This is a genomic window from Micromonospora sp. NPDC047074 (assembly GCF_040643815.1).
In the GTDB taxonomy this organism is placed as follows: Bacteria; Actinomycetota; Actinomycetes; order Mycobacteriales; family Micromonosporaceae; genus Micromonospora.
This window is the reverse complement of the sequence record NZ_JBEYVB010000039.1, coordinates 13,674-32,851: the sequence shown is the minus strand read 5'-3', so window position 1 is coordinate 32,851 and position 19,178 is coordinate 13,674. Positions and strand designations below refer to the sequence as shown.

Genomic DNA, 19,178 nt, shown 5'->3' with positions numbered 1-19,178 from the left:
GTGAGTGGGGTCAGGCGACGAGGGCGTGGCGGGCCGGGCCGCGGTGCGGGGCGATGGTCCGGCCGTCGGGGAGCAGCTCGCCGGTGTCCTCGAAGCGGGCTGCGCCGACCTGGGCGGCTGGTGTCCCGACCGGGGGACTAGCCTGGGTCGACGCGACAGAAGTGCGTGACGGAGTGTGAGTGGGGTCAGGCGACGAGGGCGTGGCGGGCCGGGCCGCGGTGCGGGGCGATGGTCCGGCCGTCGGGGAGCAGCTCGCCGGTGTCCTCGAAGACGATGACACCGTTGCAGAGCAGGCTCCAGCCCTGCTCAGGGAAGCAGGCGAGGACGCGGGCGGCTTCCCGGTCGGTCGCTTCGGCGGAGGGGCAGGTGGGCTGGTGCTGGCACATCGGGTTCTCCGGACTGTGGGGGCACTGTGTCATGGTTCACATGACCAGTGACGCACAGTACCAAGCGAAAGTGGCCAGCATCGAGCAGGTATACGCATGGTTTACCGGAAATCCACTGAACGGTTGATGGTGAATGGGCCGGATGGCGTGGGAACGCTTCCAGGATTAGCTGTCGACGTGCCGGGCGCACCGGCCGACTGCCGCCGTACGCTCGTCGAGCGGGCCCGGTGGCAGTGGCGCCGCGCCGACGGCGGCGACCCGGCGGCGCTGGCCGAGGAGTTCCTGGCCGCGCACGGCCTGCCGCTGCACGACCTGGCCCGCCCCGCGCCCGCCCACGATCCGGCCCGTTCGTGCGGGGCGGCCCTCTACGTCTCGGCCGCCGCCGGCGCGAGCCTCATCGGCGCGCCGGTGGGCGCGGCCAACCCCGCTCCCGCGCTGCCGGAGGTCGCCGTGGTCGTCTACGGCCACGGGCCGGCCGCGCCACCGGTCCCCGCGTCGCCCGGCGGGCGCTGGTGGCGGGGCGACTGGGCGCAGAGCTGGACGCCCCGCCAGCACGCCGACGCGGTGACGGCGGTCCGCGCGGCGATCGGCCGCGGCGACGTCTACCAGGTCAACGTCGTCGGCCACGCCGCCGCGCCCTACACCGGCGACCCGATGCCGGCCCTCGGCCGGTTGGCCGCGCTGCCCGGCGCCCGCTACGGCGGCACGCTCGCCGGCGAGGGCTGGGCGATCGGCTGCGCGAGTCCGGAGACACTCGTGGAACTCGCCGGCGGTCGGCTGATCACCAGGCCGATCAAGGGCACCCGGCCGGCCACGGCCGCCGGCCGTGCCGAGCTGCTCGCCTCGGCCAAGGAACGCGCCGAGCACGTGATGATCGTCGACCTGGAACGCAACGACCTGGCCCGGGTCGCCCGCACCGGCAGCGTCCGGGTCGACGAGCTGTTCGCCGTACGCCGCTGGTGCGACCTGTGGCAGGCGGAGTCGACGGTGTCGGCGGCGCCGGCCGACGGGCTCGGCCTGGCCGACCTGCTGCGGGCGGTCTGCCCCGGCGGCTCGGTCACCGGCGCCCCGAAGCTCGCCGCGCTGGGCCTGGTCGCCGCGCTGGAGCCGGTGGGCCGGGGCGCGAGCATGGGCGCCCTCGGCTGGGTCGCTCCGGGGCGGATCGACCTGGGCCTGACCATCCGCACCGCCGCCGTGGACGCCGACCGCGTGCACGTCTGGGCCGGTGGGGGCATCACCTGGGGCAGCGACCCCGACGCCGAGGTCGCCGAGGCGGCGGCGAAGGCCGCCCCGGTCCGCGCCGCGCTCACCAATTCCTGAGCAGAGCTGCGCGCGCTCACGTGCGGGCGGCCCCGAACCATTCGGGCAGGTGGCTGAGCAGATCCTGCTGATCGTCACCGACCCAGGCCACGTGGCCGTCGGGCCGCAGCAGCACCGCGGGCACGTCCAGTTCCTCGCTGGCGTCGACGACGTGGTCGACCCGATCCGCCCAACCCGCCACCGAGAGCCGGCCGGTCTTGTCGAGCAGTAGCCCACGGCCGCCGTGCGTCAGCTCGTAGAGGCGCCCACGCCTCAGCGGCACGTCCCGCATCCGCCGCCCGAGCAGGTCGTGGCCGTCGCCGAAGTCGTAACGGATCCCGATCGCGGTGATCTTCTCGATGAGGTGCCGGTTCACGTCCTCGAAGTCCATCAGCTCGGACACCAGCCGCCGCACCGCCTGGGCGCCCGGATCGAGGGACAGCAGCTGCATCTGCGCGCGGGTGTTGTCCAGCACGCCGGCGGCGACCGACTGCCGTTCGGTGTGGTAGCTGTCCAGCAGGCCCTGCGGCGCCCAGCCGTCGACCTCGGCGGCCAGTTTCCAGCCGAGGTTGAACGCGTCCTGGATGCCGAGGTTGAGGCCCTGCCCGCCGGTCGGCGGATGGATGTGCGCCGCGTCGCCGGCCAGCAGCACCCGACCGCTGCGGTAGCGCTCGGCCAGCCGGGTGGCGTCGCCGAACCGGGAGAGCCAGCGCGGCGAGTGCGCGCCGAAGTCGGTGCCGGCCACCGCGTGCAGCTGCTGCTTCAGTTCGTCCAGAGTGGGCGTGACCGTGCGGTCCTCGGTCACCCCCGCGGCGGGCGCGACGACGCGGTACACCCCGTCCGCGAGGGGTACGACGCCGAACCGTAGCTGGGTCTTGCGGACCTCGGCCACCACGGCGGCCAGCGTCTGCGGCGACGCGGTCAGCTCCACCTCGCCCAGCAGCGTCTCGACTCTGGTCGGCTCGCCGGGGAAGCCGACGCCGAGCAGCTTGCGTACGGTGCTGCGACCGCCGTCGCAGCCGACGAGGTGGCGTGCGCGCAGCCGGGTGCCGTCGGCCAGCTCGACGCTCACCCCGTGGTCGTCCTGGTCCAACCCGACGAGTTCGCTGCCGCGCCGGATCTCGGCGCCGAGTGCGGTGGCGTGCTCGGCCAGGAGGCGGTCGGTGACGGTCTGCGGGATGCCGAGGACGTACGGGTGCGCGGTGTCCAGCCGCTCGGGCGACGGCTTGGCGATGCCGGCGAAGAAGCCACCGACCGGGTGTCGCTGGCCGAGCGCGAGGAACCGCGGCAGCAGGCCGCGCTGGTCCAGCACCTCGATGCTGCGCGCGTGCAGGCCGAGCGCGCGGACGACCCTGGTCGGTTCCGTCTCCTTCTCCAGCACGAGCACGCGTACGGCGTGCAGCCGCAACTCGCTGGCCAGCATCAGGCCGGTCGGTCCACCGCCGGCAACGATGACGTCGATCACGAAAGCCCCCCGTTGTCTCGGGCCGGTTGCTCCGGCGGTTCGCGAGCCACATCAGCGCAAAGCTGTGCGTACTCCGCGAATCCGTGGTTTCCCGCAAGTTCCGGCCTCGGCCGACGATTCTGCGTCACCCCCCGGGCCTTGCCGCAAGACCCCCGGTGCGCTATATGTTGGGAGTGGCAGGGAGTGGTCGATCTCCCTGCCTTTGCTGTTCGTCGACCGGTGTGGGCTGTTCGTGGGCCGCTGTGGGGACGGACGAGCCCCTCTCATCCCGTTCCGATCCGCTCGCCTGCCTCCACGTCCACGACCGACAAATAATTTTGTCTTGACATAATCTCCTGTCGGCGGGAGAGTCGTGACGTTCTCGACGAGGAACGGGCGACACCGCACCCGTGCGGAGCCGCAGACAGGGAGACAGCCATGGAACTGAGCATCAACACCTTCGTCAGCATCGACGGCGTCATGCAGGGCCCGGGCGGAGCCGAGGAGGACCCCAGCAACGGGTTCACCCGTGGCGGGTGGCTCGTGCCGCACAGCGCGGACGGCCAGCTCGACCCGGTCGACGGCTGGTTCCGGCAGGCCGACGCCTTCCTGCTGGGGCGGCGCACGTTCGAGATGATGCGCGGCTACTGGTCGCAGGTGACCGACCCCGAGAACCTCGTGGCCACCGCGCTCAACACCTGGCCGAAGTACGTCGTCAGCAACACCCTCTCCGACGCCGACGCGGCCTGGGGCGACACCACCGTGCTGCGCGGCGACATCGTCGGGCAGGTACGCCAGCTCAAGCAGCGGTCGGGACGCGAGCTCCAGGTGCACGGCAGTTGGCAGCTGGCGCGCGCCCTGCACGACGCCGGGCTCGTCGACACCGTCCGGCTGCTCCAGTTCCCCGTCGTCGTCGGCGACGGCAAGCGGCTGTTCGCCGACGGCGCCGCGCCGGCGACCTACCGGGTCACCGAGTCGGAGGTGCTCGGCGGGGGTGCCGGTGCCGTCTCGCTCACTTTGCGCCAGGCCGGCTTCGGCGCCACCGGCACCGGCGAGTTCGCCGTGCGCGACGGCAGGGAGACCGTCGCGTGAACCGGTCCGCTCCCGCCGCAGCGGCGGGAGCGGACCGGCCCGGGGAGCCCTCAGCGGCGACCGGCGAAGTCGTCCAGCGCCGCCACGACCCGCTCGGCCATGCCGTTGCGGGAGCCGTGCCCCGCCGCTTCCAGCAGCTCCAGGCGGGCGTCGGGCCAGGCCTGCGCCAGCTGCCACGGGATGTCCGCCGGGCTGCTGATGTCGAGCCTGCCGTGCAGGAGCACCCCCGGAATGCCGGCCAGGCGTCCCATCTCGCGCAGGATCTGCCCCTCCGGCAGGAAACACCCGTGCCGCCAGTAGTGGGTGACGAGCCGGACCATCGCCATCCGGAACACCGGATCGTCGTAGCGGGGGTCGGGCCGGTGGCCGGGGGCGGTGGCGACGTGGCTGTCCTCCCAGGCGCACCAGTCCCGGGCGGCCTGCTCGCGCACCGCCGGGTCCGGGTCGGCCAGCAGTCGGGCGTACGCGTCGGCCAGGTCGCCGTCGCGGTCGGCCGGCGGCACGCCGTCGCGGAAGCGGGCCCACTCGGCCGGGAACACCCGCCCCATGTCCCGGGTGATCCAATCGAGCTCCCGGCGGGTGCCTGCGGTGACGCTGAACAGCACCAGTTCGCTGACCCGCCGCGGGTGTCGCTGCGCGTACGCCAGGGCGAGGCAGGAGCCCCAGGAGGCGCCGAGCACCAGCCAGCGGTCCACGCCGAGGTGCTCGCGCAGCAACTCGATGTCGGCGATCAGGTGGTCGGTGGTGTTGGTGGACAGGTCCACGTCCGCGTCGGCGGCGTGCGGGGTGCTGCGGCCGCAGCCCCGCTGGTCGAACAGGACCACCCGGTAGCGGGCCGGGTCGAAAAAGGTCCGCCAGCTCGGCGTGCAGCCGGATCCCGGCCCGCCGTGCAGCACGACAGCCGGCTTGCCGTCCGGGTTGCCGCACGTCTCCCAGTACACGAGCTGGCCGTCACCCACGTCGAGCATCCCGTGCGCGTCCGGCTCGACCAGCCGATACCGCTGTGCCATGCCCGTCTCCCTCCCCGTACCCGAATACAACAGGGCTGTTACATTAGCGGAGTGACGAACGCACCGGACCGCGAGGCCCTCGGGACGCTGCTACGGCACGTCCTCGAGACGCTCGACGGCGACGTCGCCGCGGTCTACGCCGAGCGGGGCCTGGCCGACTACCGACCCCGGTTCTCGCCGCCGCTGCGGGTGCTGGTCGCCGACGGGCCGCTGCCCATCCGTGACCTGGCCCGCCGCATCGGCGTCACCCACTCGGCGGCCAGCCAGACCGTGGCCCAGATGGCCCGCGCCGGCCTGGTCCACCTGGTCCCGGGGACGGACGCCCGGCAGCGCGTCGTGCACCTGACCGACCGGGCCCGCGAACTGCTGCCGGTGATCGAGGCCGAGTGGGCGGCGACGACCGCCGCGATGCGCGAGCTGGACGCGGAGCTGCCGGTGCCACTGGCCGACCTGCTGCACGAGGTCCTCGCCGCGGTCGGCCGGCGGTCGATACGTCAACGCATCGCCGACGCGGGCCTGCCGCCATTGGCCTGACGATGCCCTGCAGCCGCAGCTCCAACCGGCGTAGGAGGGCATCGGAGCCCTCGAAACGTCCGGACACACCGATGAGCGGACGTTTTCAGCCCGCCTGCCGACGTCGCTGAGCGGTCACCACCGCGCTTCTGCCGTTCCTGCTGGCCGCAATGCTCGGCGCCGCTCGGTCTTGTCGAATGTGTCAGCTGCATGGTGTCAGGTAGCCGCGGTAGAAGGCGGTGGCGACGGCGGCCGCCCGGTCGTTGACGCCGAGTTTCGCGTACACGTGCAGTAGGTGTGTCTTGACGGTCGCCTCGCTGATGAACAGCTGTTTGGCGGCCTCGCGGTTGGTCGAGCCGCGGGCGATCAGTTCCAGGACCTCCAGCTCACGTTGCGACAGCGGCTCCGAGGCCGGCTGCCGCATCTGCCCCATGAGTCTGGTCGCGACCGCGGGGGAGAGAACCGCCTGCCCCTCCGCGGCCGCCTCCACCGCCCGGAACAACTCTTCTCTCGGCGCGTCCTTCAGCAGGTATCCGGTGGCGCCGGCCTCGATGGCGGGCAGCACGTCGCGATCCGTGTCGTACGTGGTGAGCACGAGCACGCGGGCCGGCACTCCGCGTCTGGCCAGTTCCTTGATGGCCGTGACGCCGTCGGTCCGTGGCATCCGCAGATCCATGAGGATCACGTCGGGTCGGAGCTTCTCCCCGACCGCGATGGCCTCCGCGCCGTCACCGGCCTCGCCGAGCACCTCGAAGCGCGGGTCGGCACTGAACATGCCCCGCAACCCGTCCCGGACCACCGGATGGTCGTCGACGATCAGCACCGAGATCACTGCCCGCCTCCGGCCGGAATCGCCGGCACGGAAGCCGAGATCGCAGTGCCGCCGCCAGGCTCCGACTCGATGTCGAGCCGGCCCGCGAGGCGCTGCACCCGCTGTCGCATGCCGGCGAGCCCGAACCCGCCGTTCGTGGAGCCGTTTGCGCGCTTGGTGTTGGGCTCGAAACCCACCCCGTCGTCGCGTACGTCCAGCGTCACCAGATCCTCCATGTACGACAGGGTCAGGCCGACCCGGCTGGCCTTCGCGTGCTTGGCGACGTTGGTGAGCGCCTCCTGCGCGGCCCGCAGCAGCGTCACCTCGACCTCGGCATGCATCGGTCGGGGGTCGCCGGTGGTGGTCAGCGCCGCGTCGATGTCGTTCACCTCCGACCAGCGCCGGGTCACGTCGCTGATCGCGTCCGGGAGCCGGGCCTCGGCGAGCGCCTCCGGCTCCACCGCGTGGACCGTCCGGCGGGCCTCGGTGAGGCTCTCCCGGGCCAGGTTCATCGCGTTCGTCATGTGCCGGCGCAATGTCGGAGGCTCGTCCAGTGTCTGCTCGGCGGCTTGCAGTTGGGTGAGAATGCCGGCGAGGCCCTGGGCCAGGGTGTCGTGGATCTCGCGCGCCATTCGTTGCCGCTCGTCCAACACCCCGGCCTCGCGGGCCTGCACCAGCAGCTGGGCGTGCAGGCCGGCGTTCTCCTCCAGCGCCGCCTCGAGCTTGACGTTGGTCTCGTGCAACTCGGCGAGCGCCCGCTTCTGCTTGTGGTTGCGCGCGTCGGCCGACTCGACGAAGTAGGAGGACGCACAGGCCAGCACCGTGCTGATCAGGCTGATGGCGACCCACGCCCACCAGAAGCCGGCGGTGATGGTGGCCATCCCACCCAGGTACGACACCGCCATGATCATGGATGTGGCGGCGGTGCCGGCGTACCGCCAGTGGCCTGCCAGGTACTGAAACGCCTGGGGGTAGCCGACAAACGCGAAGAGGCCGTACCAGGGTGCGATCGCCACCAGGCTGGCGGCCAGCACCATCAGCCCCGTGTAGTACAGGCCCATCAGCGAGGCGTTCTGGTGCCATCCCGGGTGCAGCGTGTGGAACCAGAGCAGCCAGATCGTGGTCGCGATCGAGAGCACGAGCGTCATCGGGAGGTGCTGCCACAATTCCCAGAGCGGCAGCAGCAGCGCGATGAGGGTGCACACCGCCAGGAGAAGGTACGGGAGAACTTGGAAGGCGGCGATCTCCTTGCGCTCCCAGCGATCGAACTCTGCCCGCAGCTCGGCCTCGATGCTCACGACCTACTCCCAGCGGAAGTGCCGCGCGGCCAGCCCACCGGCCACGATCGTCCACCCCAGCATGACGGCCACGTGCGGCAGTTGCGGCCAGTGACCAGCGGCGGCGTCCTGCAATGATTGCACGCCGGCGCCGAGCGGGGTGAAGTCGCTGATCGTCCGCAGCACGTCGTTCATGCTGTCGCGGGGTATCCAGAGGCCGGCGAAGAACACGCTCGGAAAGAACAGCAGAGTCCCGATGGCGCCGGCGCTCTTGCCGGTCGGCGCGAGCGAGGCGACGAGCAGACCGATCGCGAACATCGCCAGCGCGGCCAGCACGTAGCTCAGCAGGTAGGCCGGCAGCTGCCGGGGCAGCCGCACGTCGAACGCCAGCCGGGCGATGGCGAGCACGACCAGCATCGTCGCCACGGACAGGATCGTGGCCATCAACAGCTGCGCGCCGAGCATGACTCTCGGCTTGACCGGGGTGGTCCGCATGCGTCGCAGCACGCCCTTCTCCCGGTAGGTGGCGAACAGCTGGGACAGGGCGTTGAGCGCGAACAGGGCTACCCCCATCGCGACGATGATCGGCGCGTACAGGTCGATGACCCGCAGACCGTCGAGGCTCTCGTCGGGCTCCCGGAACGCCGGGATCGTACCGAGGATGACGAGCAGGATCGGCGGGAACCCGAGCGCGAAGAACACGATCATCGGCTCGCGGAAGAAGAGCTTGGTCTCGGTGGCGGTGAGCCGGGCCAGTGCGGACATGGTGGTCTCCTCAGGCGTCGATGGGGCGGCCGGTGAGCGCGACGAACGCGTCGTCCAGCGAGGTCTGCTCGACCCGCAGGTCGGCCGCGGTGACCTGGTTGCGGGCGAGCACGGTTGTCACGGCGAGCAGCAGGTTTCCCGTGCCGGTCACCACGAGCTGGCTGCCGGCCCGCTCGACCGAGGCGACCTCGGGCAACGCGGCCAGTACGGCGTGCTCCAGCGGCGCGGACGGCCGGAACCGGATCCGCTGCCGGTCGTCGACCCTCGCGATCAGCCCGGACGGGGAGTCGAGCGCGACGAGGCGGCCGGAGTCGATCACGGCGAGCCGGTCGCAGAGCCGTTCCGCCTCCTCCATGAAGTGCGTGACCAGCACGATCGTGACGCCCCGGTCGCGGATGCCCTCGATGAGGTCCCACGCGTCGCGTCGCGCCTGCGGGTCGAGGCCGGTGGTGAGCTCGTCGAGCACCGCCACCCTCGGGTTGCCGACCAGCGCGAGCGCGATCGACAGCCGCTGCTTCTGCCCACCGGACAGCCGGCGAAACTGGGTGTCGAGCTTGTCGGTGAGGTTCAGGGTGTCGATCAGCTCCCGCCAGTCGGCCGGCTCGCGGTAGAAGGAGCTGTACAGCTCCATCGCCTCGCCGACCTTGAGCTTCTCGGGCAGCTCGCTCTCCTGTAGCTGCGCGCCGAGCAGCTGCCGCAGCTCACCGGTGTCGCGACGCGGGTCGATGCCGCAGACCCGGATGGCCCCGCCGTCCGGGATGCGCAACCCCTCGACGCACTCGACGGTCGTGGTCTTGCCGGCCCCGTTGGGACCCAGGATGCCGAAGATCTCGCCCGGCTCGACGGCGAAGCTGACCCCGTTCACCGCGGTGTGGTCGCCGTAGCGCTTGACGAGGCTGTCTACCTCGATGATTGCCATATCGGAAGCGTGCCGCTCGCAGCCCGGCGCCGAATCGACCACGCAGCCAGGGCTGGCGAGGGATGCCGTGGGCCCGCCGATCAACCAATCGGTGGATGCCGAGTCAGCCGGACCGCACTGCGGCAGGGCCGCCGCACGGTCGGCCGCCACGGCCACGGCCGCGCGGAGCGCGTCGATGTCCACGTCGGGGCCGGGCGGCAGCGTAGGCCCGCCCAGCACCGATTCGGGCTCGGGCGGCAGCGGCACCGGCCGGGCGTACGCCTCGGTGGTGGCCGTTCCCGCCCCGTCGGCCCGCCCGGCGGCTGCTGGCGGCGGCGACGCGGCGGGCACGTCCCTGTAGGGTGCGGCGGCGCCACCGGGCACCAGCGTGCGGGCGTGGCGGCCCCGGCTCCGAGGGTCACCAGATCGGCCAGCTCGGTGTCGCTGAGCGCGGCCAGCGCCGTGGCCCGGCGTCGCGGGGCAGGATGTCGGCGACCGCGTCGAGGAAGTCGCGCAGCAGCCGCACCGGATCGGGCAGCCACGCCGGGGTGCGACCGGGCACCGGCGTCGCGCGCGCGGCGGGCATCGCGCGCGCGGCGGGCATCGCGCCGTGCCAGCCGTGCCTGCCGTGCCTCGTCGTCGGTGGTGAGCGGCCCGATCCGCCAGGCGTCGTGCCCGGCGACGGTCACCGCGGGCAGCAGCAGGCCGCGGGTGGCCAGGTGCAGGGCTTCCCGCGTCGCCGCGGCCCAGAACGCCGCCACGGGCCTACCGGTCGAGGCGCTGGCACCTCCATACCGCCAGGGGCAGGACCCCGCTCGTTCCGTACGTCGTACCGTATGCCCTACGGTACGGCGCACGTTAAGGTGCCAGGATGACGACCGAGTACAGCGGCACCGGCGATCCCGCGCGCAGTCTCGCCCTGCTCTGGCGTACCCGCGAACGCGCCAGCCGCAAGGGCCGGCCCGACCTGTCCGTGGACCGGATCGTGCGCGCCGCCATCGAGGTCGCCGACGCCGAGGGGCTCGCCGCCCTGTCCATGCGCCGGGTCGCCGAACGCCTCGGCGTGGGCACCATGTCCCTCTACACCTACGTCCCCGGCAAGGGCGAGCTGCTCGACGTCATGCTCGACACCGTCTACGGCGAGACCACCCGCCCCGACGACGTGCCCGGCGGCTGGCGGGGCCGCCTCACGCACGTCGCCCGCGAGACCTGGGCGCTCTACCTGCGCCACCCCTGGCTGTTGCAGGTCGCCACCACCCGCCCACCGCTGGGCCCCCACGTCATCGCCCGCTACGAGCACGAACTGCGGGCCGTCGACGGCATCGGCCTGACCGACCTGGAGATGGACGCCGTCGTCACCCTCGTGTCCGGTTTCGTCCACGGCACCGTCCGCGGCGCCGTGGAGGCCGCCCAGGCCGCCGCGCACACCGGCATGACCGAGCAGCAGTGGTGGCAGGCCCACGCCCCCTACCTGGAGAAGGCCCTCGACCCGCGCCGGTTCCCGCTCGCCGCCCGCGTCGGCACCGCCGCCGGGCAGGAACACCAGGCCGCGTCCGACCCCGCCCACGCGTTCGAGTTCGGCCTGGCCCGCATCCTCGACGGCATCGAGGTGCTCGTGGCCGGCCGCACGGACGCCGCGACCGGCGACCGATAACCTTTCCGACATGACCATGCGCCCCATCAGGATCATCGGTGACCCCGTGCTGCGCACCCCCAGCGAGCCGGTCACCAGCTTCGACGCCGAGCTGCGTGACCTGGTTACCGACCTGATGGACACCCTGCTCGGCGCCCCCGGCCGCGCCGGCGTCGCCGCCCCGCAGATCGGCGTCAACCGCCAGGTGTTCGTCTACGACGCCGCCGGCCAGCGCGGCCACCTGGTCAACCCGACGCTGGAGCTGTCGGAGGAACTCCAGGACGACGACGAGGGTTGCCTGTCGATTCCCGGCCTCTACTTCCCGACCCCGCGCGCCCTGCACGCCACGGCCCACGGGTTCGACCAGCACGGCGAGCCGCTCACCATCTCGGGCAGCGGGTTCCTCGCCCGGGCCCTGCAACACGAGACCGACCACCTCGCCGGCCGCCTCTACGTCGACACCCTGCGCGGGGACACCCGCCGCAAGGCGCTGCGCGAGATCCGTGCCGGCCGTTTCGACTCACCCAGCCGCCGCGGCTGACCGCCCGGGGGCCGGGGCGTCACCGCTGCCGGGCGGTCAGCGCGTACTCGCCGTAGTCGGCCACCCGGGTGAAACCCAGCCGCCCGTAGAGCCGCACCGCCGCCGCGTTGTCCGCCTTCACGTTCAACGTGACGTGCGTGACGCTGTCGGCCAGCCGCCGGCACAGCTCGGCCACCGCCGCCCCGGCCAACCCCCGCCCGCGCGCCCGGGGATGGGTGGTCACGTTGCCCAACGCGGCGACCCGGTAGACCGGCGAGTACACGTGCACCCCGGCGACCGCCACCAGCTCGCCGCCGTCGCGGACGCCCACGTACTGGCCGGTGTCCAGCATCCGCGGGTCGAACCAGTTGCCCGGATAGGCGACGTCGTACAGCCGCCGCAGCGCCGGCAGGTCGCCCGCGTCCAGCACCGTCCCCGCCGCGGGCGCCGCGGCCAGCCGGGCCGGGTCGGTCAGCGCCATCTTGTGATGCGGGCCGGCCGCCGCCGCCCGGAACGCCCCGGCCAGCGCCGCCTCCGCGCCGGGGGACAGGTGCGCCCACAGGCGGGCCGGCAGCACCGGCGTCAGCTCACGCAACAGCGCCGCCAGCCGGTCCACCCGGGACGGGGCCGCGAACGCCAGCAACGTGGGCGGGTCGGCGCCGTGGTACAGCAACGCCACCTCCTCGTCCCGACGGAACCAGGAGGTGTACGGCCAGAAGAAGTCGTCCAGGTCGCCCAGCTGGTACGCGTGCAGCACCGGATCCCGCCCGAGCAGTTCGGCCAGGACGGCCCGGTCGTGTTCGGCGCGTACCGGCATCCGTTGATGATCACACATCCGCGACGGTCGGTGGCCGTCAGCAGCCCGGCGGTGGGCTGGCCCCGGGATCGGCGGGCAGGTGCTCGTGCGCCCACCGGCCCAGCGCGTCGAGCACCGGCAGCAGGGACGTGCCCGGCCCGGTCAGCGCGTAGCTGACGCCCACCGGGGGCCCCTGCCGGACGGTGCGGCTGACCAGCCCGACCCGGACGAGCTCGCCCAGCCGGTCGGACAGCACCGACTCGCTGATCCCGGGCAGCGCGCGGGTCAGCTCGGCGAACCCGGCCGGCCCGTCGGCGAGGGTGCTCAGCAGCATGCCGTTCCACCGCTTGCCGAGGAACGCGAAGGCCCGGGCGATGCCCCCGTCACACACGCGGGGCGCGTCGCCCACCTCCGGCCTGACCGTCATGTGCCCAGAATACGGCGGACGTCCGCCACCCGATGGGCTACTAAAAAACTAGCTGCTACCGTTGCCGAAGCATATTGCCGATTTCATGGAGACGCCCCGATGACCGACGTCCAATCGCCCCTGATCCACCTGGACCCCGAGGCCCAGGCGCTGCTGTTCACCGAGGCCAGGACCGCCAACACGTTCACCGACGAACCGGTCACCGACGAACAGCTCCAGGCGATCTTCGAACTCGCCAAGTTCCCGCCCACCGCCGCCAACACCCAGCCGCTGCGCATCCTCTTCGTGCGCCCCGGCGAGGCCCGCACCCGCCTCGTCGCCCACATGAACGAGGGCAACCAGGCCAAGACCGCCAGCGCCCCCATGGTCGCCGTGCTCGCCGCCGACACCGACTTCCACGAGCACATCCCGCAGATCTTCCCGATCCGCCCGCAGATGCGCGACGACCTCGCCGGCAACCCCACGGCACGCGAGCACATGGCCCGCTTCAACGCCACCCTCCAGATCGGCTACTTCCTGCTCGCCGTCCGCGCCGCCGGCCTCGCCACCGGCCCGATGGCCGGCTTCGACGCCGCCGGCATCGACCGCGAGTTCTTCGCCGACAGCACCTGGAAGACCCTGCTCGTGGTCAACATCGGCCGCCCCGGCGAGAACGCCTGGTTCCCGCGCCTGCCCCGCCTCGACTACACCGACGTCGTCCGGCACGCCTGAGCACGGCCCGCCCGACCAGTGGGTGGCGACCGGTCAGGCCGCCACCCACTGGTCGAAGCCCAACTTGCCGACCAACGCCACCACCACCGCCAACAACACGATCCGCACGAACCCGGAACCCCGCCGCAACGCCATCCGCGCCCCCAGCGCCGCCCCCGCGATGTTGCACACCGCCATCGCCGCCCCCAGCAGCCACCACACGTGCCCGGTCACCGCGAACACCGCCAACGCCCCCAGGTTCGTGCCCACGTTCACGACCTTCGCCATCGCCGAACCGTGCACGAAGTCCGCACCCACCAACGCCGTGAACGCCACCACCAGGAACGTCCCCGTCCCCGGCCCCACCAGCCCGTCGTACAGGGCGATGCCCACCCCGGCCACCGCCACCGCCGCCGCCACCCGCGCCCGGGTACGCCGGTGCGGCTGCGACACCACCCCCAACCGCGGACGCAACACCACGAACGCCGCCACCGACAGCAACACCACCAACACCACCGGCCGGTACGCCGACGCCGGCACCGCCCCCGCCAGAGCCGCACCCAACCCGGCACAACACATCGCCAGCACCGCCGACGGCCCCGCCACCGCCCAGTCGATCTTCGTGCGGCGCGCGTACGTCACCGCCGCCGTCGTCGTACCCGCGATCGCCGTCAGCTTGTTCGTCGCCAACGCCGACGCCACCGGCATCCCCGGCACCGCCACCATCAACATCGGCAACAGCAGCAGACCACCACCGCCCACCACGGCGTCGATCCAACCGGCCATCGCGGCCACGGCGAGCAAGGTGCCCAGCGACAGGGGGTCCACATCCACGGGCCGTCATTCTTCCCACCCGTACCCGCCCGACGACGCCCCCTGTGGCCAGCCTCACCAGCACCGACCCGCCACACCGCCGCACACCAGCACCGACCCCGCCGCCGCACGACCGCAGACGGCATGGCCAGCGCAAAGCGCGAGGCCGGCGGACCGGCACAGCCGCAGGCCGTGCCGGTCCGCCGGGTGTCAGCGCGCCGGGCCGCCCGACCGGGACTCGTCGGGCAGCGGCGTCGCCGGGACAGGGGCGGCCGGCGGGCCCGGGCGGGACCCCCTCGTCACCCACATGGCGATGCCACTCGCGCCGGTGCCGACCAGCGCGAGCACGACCATCGGCACGCCGAACAGGAACGCCGGCCGCCAAGCAAACCCCTGCGCCAGCACACCACTCACGACCGGTGCGAGCAGGAGAGCGGCGCCGAGCGCGAGGCCGAGCACCAACCGCGCCCCGGAAGCCCAGCGGCCCAGCTGACCGGACAGGCCGAAAGCGACGCCGACCGCGGTCCCGGCACCCAACCCGACGACCACCAGCCCGGCCCCCATCAGCACCGCCCCCGACGCGAACGCGCACACCACGCTCCCGAGCAGCAGGAGCACCAGCGCCGGCACCCCGGTCGCCGTGGGCCAGCGCCGGCCGAGCAGCCAACCGGGCACGAGCAGGACCGCAGCCGCCACGTACGGCACCACCAGGATCACCGTCATGGCCGCGGTGGTCAGTCCGAGGTCATGCCTGATCGCGTCACCCAACGACCCGATCGGCGCGGTGAGCATTCCGGCAGCGACCAGCGCACCGAACGCGGGGCCGACAAACGACCAGAGCGGGCGAACCACCGGCGGACCGGCCGATGCGGGGTGTCCGGGTGCACTCATGCCGGCGAGTGTAGGCACGGCACACGGAATCCGATGTTCCACCCCGGCACAGCAGAACAACGCCCGGCAACCCGCCCACGGCCACGTAGGGTGCAAACGTGCGCCTGGCCACCTTCAACCTGCTGCACGGCCGATCCCTCACCGACGGGCTCGTCGACCCCGCCCGGCTCACCGCCGCCGTCACCGCACTCGACGCCGACATCCTCGCCCTCCAGGAAGTCGACCGCGACCAGAGCCGCAGCGGCAACCTCGACCTCACCGCCATCGCCGCCCAGGCCCTCGGCGCCGACGAGCACCGCTTCGCCGCCGCCGTCGTCGGCACCCCCGGCGAACAGTTCCGCCCCCTACGCCACGACGACGACGGACACGGCGAACCCTGCTACGGCGTCGGCCTCGTCACCCGACACCACGTCCACAGTTGGCAGGTCACCCGACTGCGCCCCGCCCCCGTACGCTCACCCGTCTACGTCCCCGGCCCGCGCGGCGGACTCACCCTCCTGCACGACGAACCCCGCGTCGTCCTCGCCGCCGTCCTCGACACCCCCCACGGCCGACTCACCGTCGCCGCCACCCACCTGTCCTTCGTCCCCGGCTGGAACGCCCACCAACTCCGCCAGACCGTCCGCGCCCTACGAACCCTGCCCGCCCCGCGAATCCTCCTCGGCGACCTGAACCTGCCCGCCGGCCCCGCCCGACTCCTCACCGGCTGGCGCCCCCTCGGCCGCCGCCCCACCTACCCCGCCGGGCAACCCCGCGTCCAACTCGACCACATCCTCGCCGACCGCCACGCCCTCGACCAGCTACCACCCGTCACCGCCGTGCACAGCCCCCTGTCCACCATCTCCGACCACCGCCCGCTCCTGGTCGACCTCGGCTGACCGCAACCCGGACGACAGCGGGGGACAGCCCCCACCCGCCACCCTCGGTCGCGTCACCGTTACCACACCCAGCGTTGACACGCACCCTGCGCATCGGCAAAGGTCTCTGGCGTGACGGCACTCACCCCAGGCCCGACGCGCCACGACGACACCCCCGACCAGCACACCGAAGACCACCCCTACGTGATCATCGGCGCCGGCCCCGCCGGCCTCCAGTTGAGCTACTACCTCCAGCAGGCCGGCAGCGACTACATCACCCTCGAACGTGCCGCCGCCCCCGCCGAATTCTTCCGACACTTCCCCCGGCACCGCAGGCTGATCTCCCTCAACAAGGTCCACACCACCAGCACCGACCCCGAGATCCGACTGCGCTGGGACTGGAACTCCCTGCTACACGAACCCGCCGACCTGCCCTTCGCCAAATACAGCAGCGAATACTTCCCCCACGCCGACGACATGGTGCGCTACCTCACCGACTTCCAGCGCTACCACCAACTCGCCGTACGCTTCGACACCCCCGTCGAACGCATCGAACGCACCGACGACGGCGGCTTCCTCGTCCACACCCCCGACAGCACCCTGCGCTGCCGCTGCGTCATCGTCGCCACCGGCTGGGGCCGACCCAACATCCCCGACATCCCCGGCATCGAACACGCCACCGGCTACGAGGACATGCACACCGACCCCGCCGCCTACGCCGGCCAACGCGTCCTCATCCTCGGCAAGGGCAACTCCGCCTTCGAAACCGCCTCCGCGATCCTCGGCCACGCCGCCATGATCCACCTCGCCAGCCCCCGACCACTACGCCTCGCCTGGAACACCAAACACCCCGGAGACGTCCGCGGCCACCACGGCGCCGTCCTCGACAGCTACCAGTTCAAGACCCTCCACTCCGTCCTCGACTGCGTCATCGACGAGATCCGCCCCACCGACCACGGCTACCGGGTCCACCTCACCTACACCCACGCCGACGACGAAACCGCCGTCATGGACTACGAATCCGTCCTCCGCTGCACCGGATTCGCCATGGACACCACCCTGTTCGACACCACCTGCCGACCCGACATGACCCCCAACGGCCGCATGCCCACCACCACCGGCGACTGGCAGTCCACCAACATCGACGGCCTCTACTTCGCCGGCACCCTCGCCCAGGCACGCGACTTCAAACGCGCCTCCTCCGCCTTCATCGACGGCTTCCGCTACAACCTGCGCACCCTCACCGCCCTGCTCCGCGAACGCTACGAAGGCGTACCCCTCACCCACAGCCGCATCGCCCGCGACGCCGACGCCGCCACCACCCTCGTCCTCGACCGCGTCAACTGGAGCTCCGCACTCTGGACCCAGTTCGAATTCCTCTGCGACGCCCTCGTCGCCGACCCCGACGGCCACCTGCGCCACTACACCGACCTGCCCGAAGACCACATCCGCGACCGCTTCCGCGACCACCCGCACTACTACACCATCGGCCTACGCTGGGGCCGCGACGACTACGGCGACGTCTTCGCCATCGAACGCCACCCCCAACCCCACCGCGCCGCCGAAAGCGCCTTCATCCACCCCGTCATCCGCCGCTACCACGGCGACACCCTCGTCGACGAACTGCACCTGCTCGAAGACCTGCTCGCCGAATGGCGCCGACCCGACCGCCACGTGACACCCCTACGCGACTGGTTCGCCCGCGAACTACACCGCAACCGCTGACCCCGACCACCCACGCACCCCAACCACCGGCCCGGGCCCCACCCACCAGAAGACCGGGGCCCGGGCCACCACACACCTACGCCAACTGCCGCTCCTGCACCACCGTCTCCGCCACCAGAAAATCCACCACATCCGCGAGCCGACCCCGCCGCCCCGCCGCCGCCCGCTGCCGCACCGCACCACCACCCCCCGCCAACAACCGCCCCACCCACCCCCGCACCAACTCCTCGTCACCAACCGCCCGCAACACCGGCCCCAACCCGGCCACCACCTCACCGAGCACCTCCCGAGCCGGCCGCAACCGCCCCGTACCCACCTGCGGCAACGCGCCCTCCAACCCATCCCGCGCCGCCCGCCAGTACGCCGCCCGCAACCACTCCCCAGGAAGCTCCGGACCAGGATCACCACGCTCCACCGCCGCCGACGCCCGCACCACCAACGCCCGCACCAACGCCGCCACCAACCCCGACTCCCACACCGACACCGGCACATCCATCACCCGCACCTCCAACGTCGGATGCGTCACCGAAGGCCGGATATCCCAGAACAACGTCCCCGGATCCACCACCGCCCCCGCCGCCGACAACATCTCCACCACCCGCTCGTAATGCGCCACCGACGTGAACCGAGGCGGCGGCCCCGCCACCGGCCACCTCGACCAGATCACCGACCGCCAACTCGCATAACCCGAATCCCGCCCCTCCCAATACGGCGAATTCGCCGTCAACGCGATCAACAACGGCAGATGAGCCCGCAAATGGTTGCTGACCAGCAACGCCTGCTCCCGATCCGGCAACTCCACATGCACGTGCACCGCACAGATCGCCAACTCGTCATGCAACCCCCGGAACGTCGCCGTACCCCGCTCCTGCCGAGGCCCCTGCGTCACCGGCGGCGCCGTCGCCCCCGGCAACACCGGCGTACCGGTCGCCACGATCCCCAACCCGTCGACCGCCGCACACTCCGCCACCACCCGCCGCGCCTCCGCCAACTGATCCACCAACCCCCGCACCGAAGACGTCGGATCCGTCTTCGTCTCCACATGCAAAGTCGTGATCTCACCCGACACCCGCGAACCCAGCCGCGCCGCCGCCCGACCCACCACCGACTCCGCACCCGGCACCACACGCCGACTCACCGGATCGACAAGCAGAAACTCCTCCTCCACCCCCAACCGCCGACCCGACACCACCCCGTCCCCACCGACCTGAAACTGCACACCGGCCTCCACTCACGACACCCGACAACCGCGCCGACAGGTTAGCCCGCACGTGTGACCAACGGGACACCCTCAGTCAGCGACCCCACCACGCCCACCACACCCCACCCCC

23 protein-coding genes are annotated in these 19,178 nt (G+C 72.2%); 9 read left to right on the top strand and 14 right to left on the bottom strand.

Annotated features, from left to right (window positions below):
- Positions 1-10: 10 nt before the first annotated feature.
- Positions 11-280, bottom strand: coding sequence for a DUF5999 family protein (locus tag ABZ809_RS29065; RefSeq protein WP_357565809.1), 270 nt, complete (start codon positions 278-280; stop codon positions 11-13).
- Positions 186-386, bottom strand: coding sequence for a DUF5999 family protein (locus tag ABZ809_RS29060; RefSeq protein ID WP_347669485.1), 201 nt, complete (start codon positions 384-386; stop codon positions 186-188). The genes ABZ809_RS29065 and ABZ809_RS29060 overlap by 95 nt, the downstream gene beginning before the upstream one ends.
- A gap of 96 nt (positions 387-482) precedes the next feature.
- On the opposite strand from ABZ809_RS29060, the gene ABZ809_RS29055 reads away from it, so the two are divergent.
- On the top strand, positions 483-1,706 hold the full coding sequence (locus ABZ809_RS29055; RefSeq protein ID WP_357565808.1) for a chorismate-binding protein: 1,224 nt from the start codon (positions 483-485) through the stop codon (positions 1,704-1,706).
- 16 nt (positions 1,707-1,722) lie between these two features.
- Here the strand turns inward: ABZ809_RS29055 and rox are convergent, their stop codons facing one another.
- The gene (rox, locus tag ABZ809_RS29050) at positions 1,723-3,150 is read right to left on the bottom strand and encodes a rifampin monooxygenase (protein ID WP_357565807.1); all 1,428 of its coding nucleotides are present in this window, start codon (positions 3,148-3,150) and stop codon (positions 1,723-1,725) included.
- A 417-nt stretch (positions 3,151-3,567) separates the two neighbouring features.
- Here rox and ABZ809_RS29045 point away from each other — a divergent pair, with 417 nt between their 5' ends.
- Positions 3,568-4,221 (top strand): dihydrofolate reductase family protein, encoded by a 654-nt coding sequence (locus tag ABZ809_RS29045; protein WP_357565806.1) that lies wholly within the window; start codon positions 3,568-3,570, stop codon positions 4,219-4,221.
- 50 nt (positions 4,222-4,271) lie between these two features.
- On the opposite strand, the gene pip is transcribed toward ABZ809_RS29045, so the two are convergent.
- On the bottom strand, positions 4,272-5,231 hold the full coding sequence (pip, locus tag ABZ809_RS29040; RefSeq protein ID WP_357565805.1) for a prolyl aminopeptidase: 960 nt from the start codon (positions 5,229-5,231) through the stop codon (positions 4,272-4,274).
- A 51-nt stretch (positions 5,232-5,282) separates the two neighbouring features.
- On the opposite strand from pip, the gene ABZ809_RS29035 reads away from it, so the two are divergent.
- Complete coding sequence (locus ABZ809_RS29035) at positions 5,283-5,765, top strand: MarR family transcriptional regulator (RefSeq protein ID WP_357565804.1); 483 nt, start codon at positions 5,283-5,285, stop codon at positions 5,763-5,765.
- 181 nt (positions 5,766-5,946) lie between these two features.
- On the opposite strand, the gene ABZ809_RS29030 is transcribed toward ABZ809_RS29035, so the two are convergent.
- The 4 genes from ABZ809_RS29030 to ABZ809_RS29015 are packed head-to-tail and all read right to left on the bottom strand — an operon-like array spanning position 5,947 to position 9,516.
- The gene (locus ABZ809_RS29030) at positions 5,947-6,576 is read right to left on the bottom strand and encodes a response regulator transcription factor (protein ID WP_357565803.1); all 630 of its coding nucleotides are present in this window, start codon (positions 6,574-6,576) and stop codon (positions 5,947-5,949) included.
- Positions 6,573-7,853 carry a sensor histidine kinase gene (locus ABZ809_RS29025; protein ID WP_357565802.1) on the bottom strand — a complete coding sequence of 427 codons (1,281 nt, stop codon included), beginning with the start codon at positions 7,851-7,853 and terminating at the stop codon, positions 6,573-6,575. The genes ABZ809_RS29030 and ABZ809_RS29025 overlap by 4 nt, the downstream gene beginning before the upstream one ends.
- A 3-nt stretch (positions 7,854-7,856) precedes the next feature.
- Complete coding sequence (locus tag ABZ809_RS29020; protein ID WP_357565801.1) at positions 7,857-8,597, bottom strand: ABC transporter permease; 741 nt, start codon at positions 8,595-8,597, stop codon at positions 7,857-7,859.
- A 10-nt stretch (positions 8,598-8,607) separates the two neighbouring features.
- Entirely contained in the window at positions 8,608-9,516 is a 909-nt protein-coding gene (locus ABZ809_RS29015) for an ABC transporter ATP-binding protein (protein WP_357565800.1), read from the bottom strand.
- Positions 9,517-9,691: 175 nt separating this feature from the next.
- On the opposite strand from ABZ809_RS29015, the gene ABZ809_RS29010 reads away from it, so the two are divergent.
- Positions 9,692-9,856, top strand: a complete 165-nt coding sequence (locus tag ABZ809_RS29010; protein WP_357565799.1) for a hypothetical protein — start codon at positions 9,692-9,694, stop codon at positions 9,854-9,856.
- Positions 9,857-9,913: 57 nt separating this feature from the next.
- Here the strand turns inward: ABZ809_RS29010 and ABZ809_RS29005 are convergent, their stop codons facing one another.
- Positions 9,914-10,099 carry a hypothetical protein gene (locus tag ABZ809_RS29005; protein ID WP_357565798.1) on the bottom strand — a complete coding sequence of 62 codons (186 nt, stop codon included), beginning with the start codon at positions 10,097-10,099 and terminating at the stop codon, positions 9,914-9,916.
- Positions 10,100-10,366: 267 nt separating this feature from the next.
- On the opposite strand from ABZ809_RS29005, the gene ABZ809_RS29000 reads away from it, so the two are divergent.
- Together ABZ809_RS29000 and def are read left to right on the top strand one after the other, a co-directional pair.
- On the top strand, positions 10,367-11,149 hold the full coding sequence (locus ABZ809_RS29000) for a TetR/AcrR family transcriptional regulator (protein WP_357565797.1): 783 nt from the start codon (positions 10,367-10,369) through the stop codon (positions 11,147-11,149).
- Positions 11,150-11,159: 10 nt separating this feature from the next.
- A complete protein-coding gene (gene def, locus ABZ809_RS28995) occupies positions 11,160-11,669 on the top strand; it encodes a peptide deformylase (RefSeq protein WP_357565796.1) in 510 nt (169 codons plus the stop codon).
- 19 nt (positions 11,670-11,688) lie between these two features.
- Here the strand turns inward: def and ABZ809_RS28990 are convergent, their stop codons facing one another.
- On the bottom strand, positions 11,689-12,465 hold the full coding sequence (locus ABZ809_RS28990) for a GNAT family N-acetyltransferase (protein ID WP_357565795.1): 777 nt from the start codon (positions 12,463-12,465) through the stop codon (positions 11,689-11,691).
- A gap of 37 nt (positions 12,466-12,502) precedes the next feature.
- Positions 12,503-12,871, bottom strand: a complete 369-nt coding sequence (locus tag ABZ809_RS28985) for a helix-turn-helix domain-containing protein (protein ID WP_357565794.1) — start codon at positions 12,869-12,871, stop codon at positions 12,503-12,505.
- A gap of 99 nt (positions 12,872-12,970) precedes the next feature.
- Between ABZ809_RS28985 and ABZ809_RS28980 the strand changes: the two genes are divergently transcribed.
- Positions 12,971-13,582 carry a malonic semialdehyde reductase gene (locus tag ABZ809_RS28980; RefSeq protein WP_357565793.1) on the top strand — a complete coding sequence of 204 codons (612 nt, stop codon included), beginning with the start codon at positions 12,971-12,973 and terminating at the stop codon, positions 13,580-13,582.
- 33 nt (positions 13,583-13,615) lie between these two features.
- On the opposite strand, the gene ABZ809_RS28975 is transcribed toward ABZ809_RS28980, so the two are convergent.
- Both ABZ809_RS28975 and ABZ809_RS28970 read right to left on the bottom strand, forming a co-directional pair.
- Positions 13,616-14,395: a TSUP family transporter gene (locus tag ABZ809_RS28975; protein ID WP_357565792.1), complete on the bottom strand. Its 780-nt coding sequence runs from the start codon at positions 14,393-14,395 to the stop codon at positions 13,616-13,618.
- A gap of 189 nt (positions 14,396-14,584) precedes the next feature.
- Positions 14,585-15,265, bottom strand: a complete 681-nt coding sequence (locus ABZ809_RS28970) for a hypothetical protein (RefSeq protein WP_357565791.1) — start codon at positions 15,263-15,265, stop codon at positions 14,585-14,587.
- A gap of 98 nt (positions 15,266-15,363) precedes the next feature.
- On the opposite strand from ABZ809_RS28970, the gene ABZ809_RS28965 reads away from it, so the two are divergent.
- Both ABZ809_RS28965 and ABZ809_RS28960 read left to right on the top strand, forming a co-directional pair.
- On the top strand, positions 15,364-16,143 hold the full coding sequence (locus ABZ809_RS28965; RefSeq protein WP_357565790.1) for an endonuclease/exonuclease/phosphatase family protein: 780 nt from the start codon (positions 15,364-15,366) through the stop codon (positions 16,141-16,143).
- A 111-nt stretch (positions 16,144-16,254) separates the two neighbouring features.
- Positions 16,255-17,847 carry an NAD(P)-binding domain-containing protein gene (locus ABZ809_RS28960; RefSeq protein WP_357565789.1) on the top strand — a complete coding sequence of 531 codons (1,593 nt, stop codon included), beginning with the start codon at positions 16,255-16,257 and terminating at the stop codon, positions 17,845-17,847.
- A gap of 76 nt (positions 17,848-17,923) precedes the next feature.
- Here ABZ809_RS28960 and ABZ809_RS28955 read toward each other — a convergent pair whose 3' ends face one another.
- On the bottom strand, positions 17,924-19,066 hold the full coding sequence (locus tag ABZ809_RS28955; RefSeq protein WP_357565788.1) for a glutamate--cysteine ligase: 1,143 nt from the start codon (positions 19,064-19,066) through the stop codon (positions 17,924-17,926).
- Positions 19,067-19,178 lie beyond the last annotated feature (112 nt).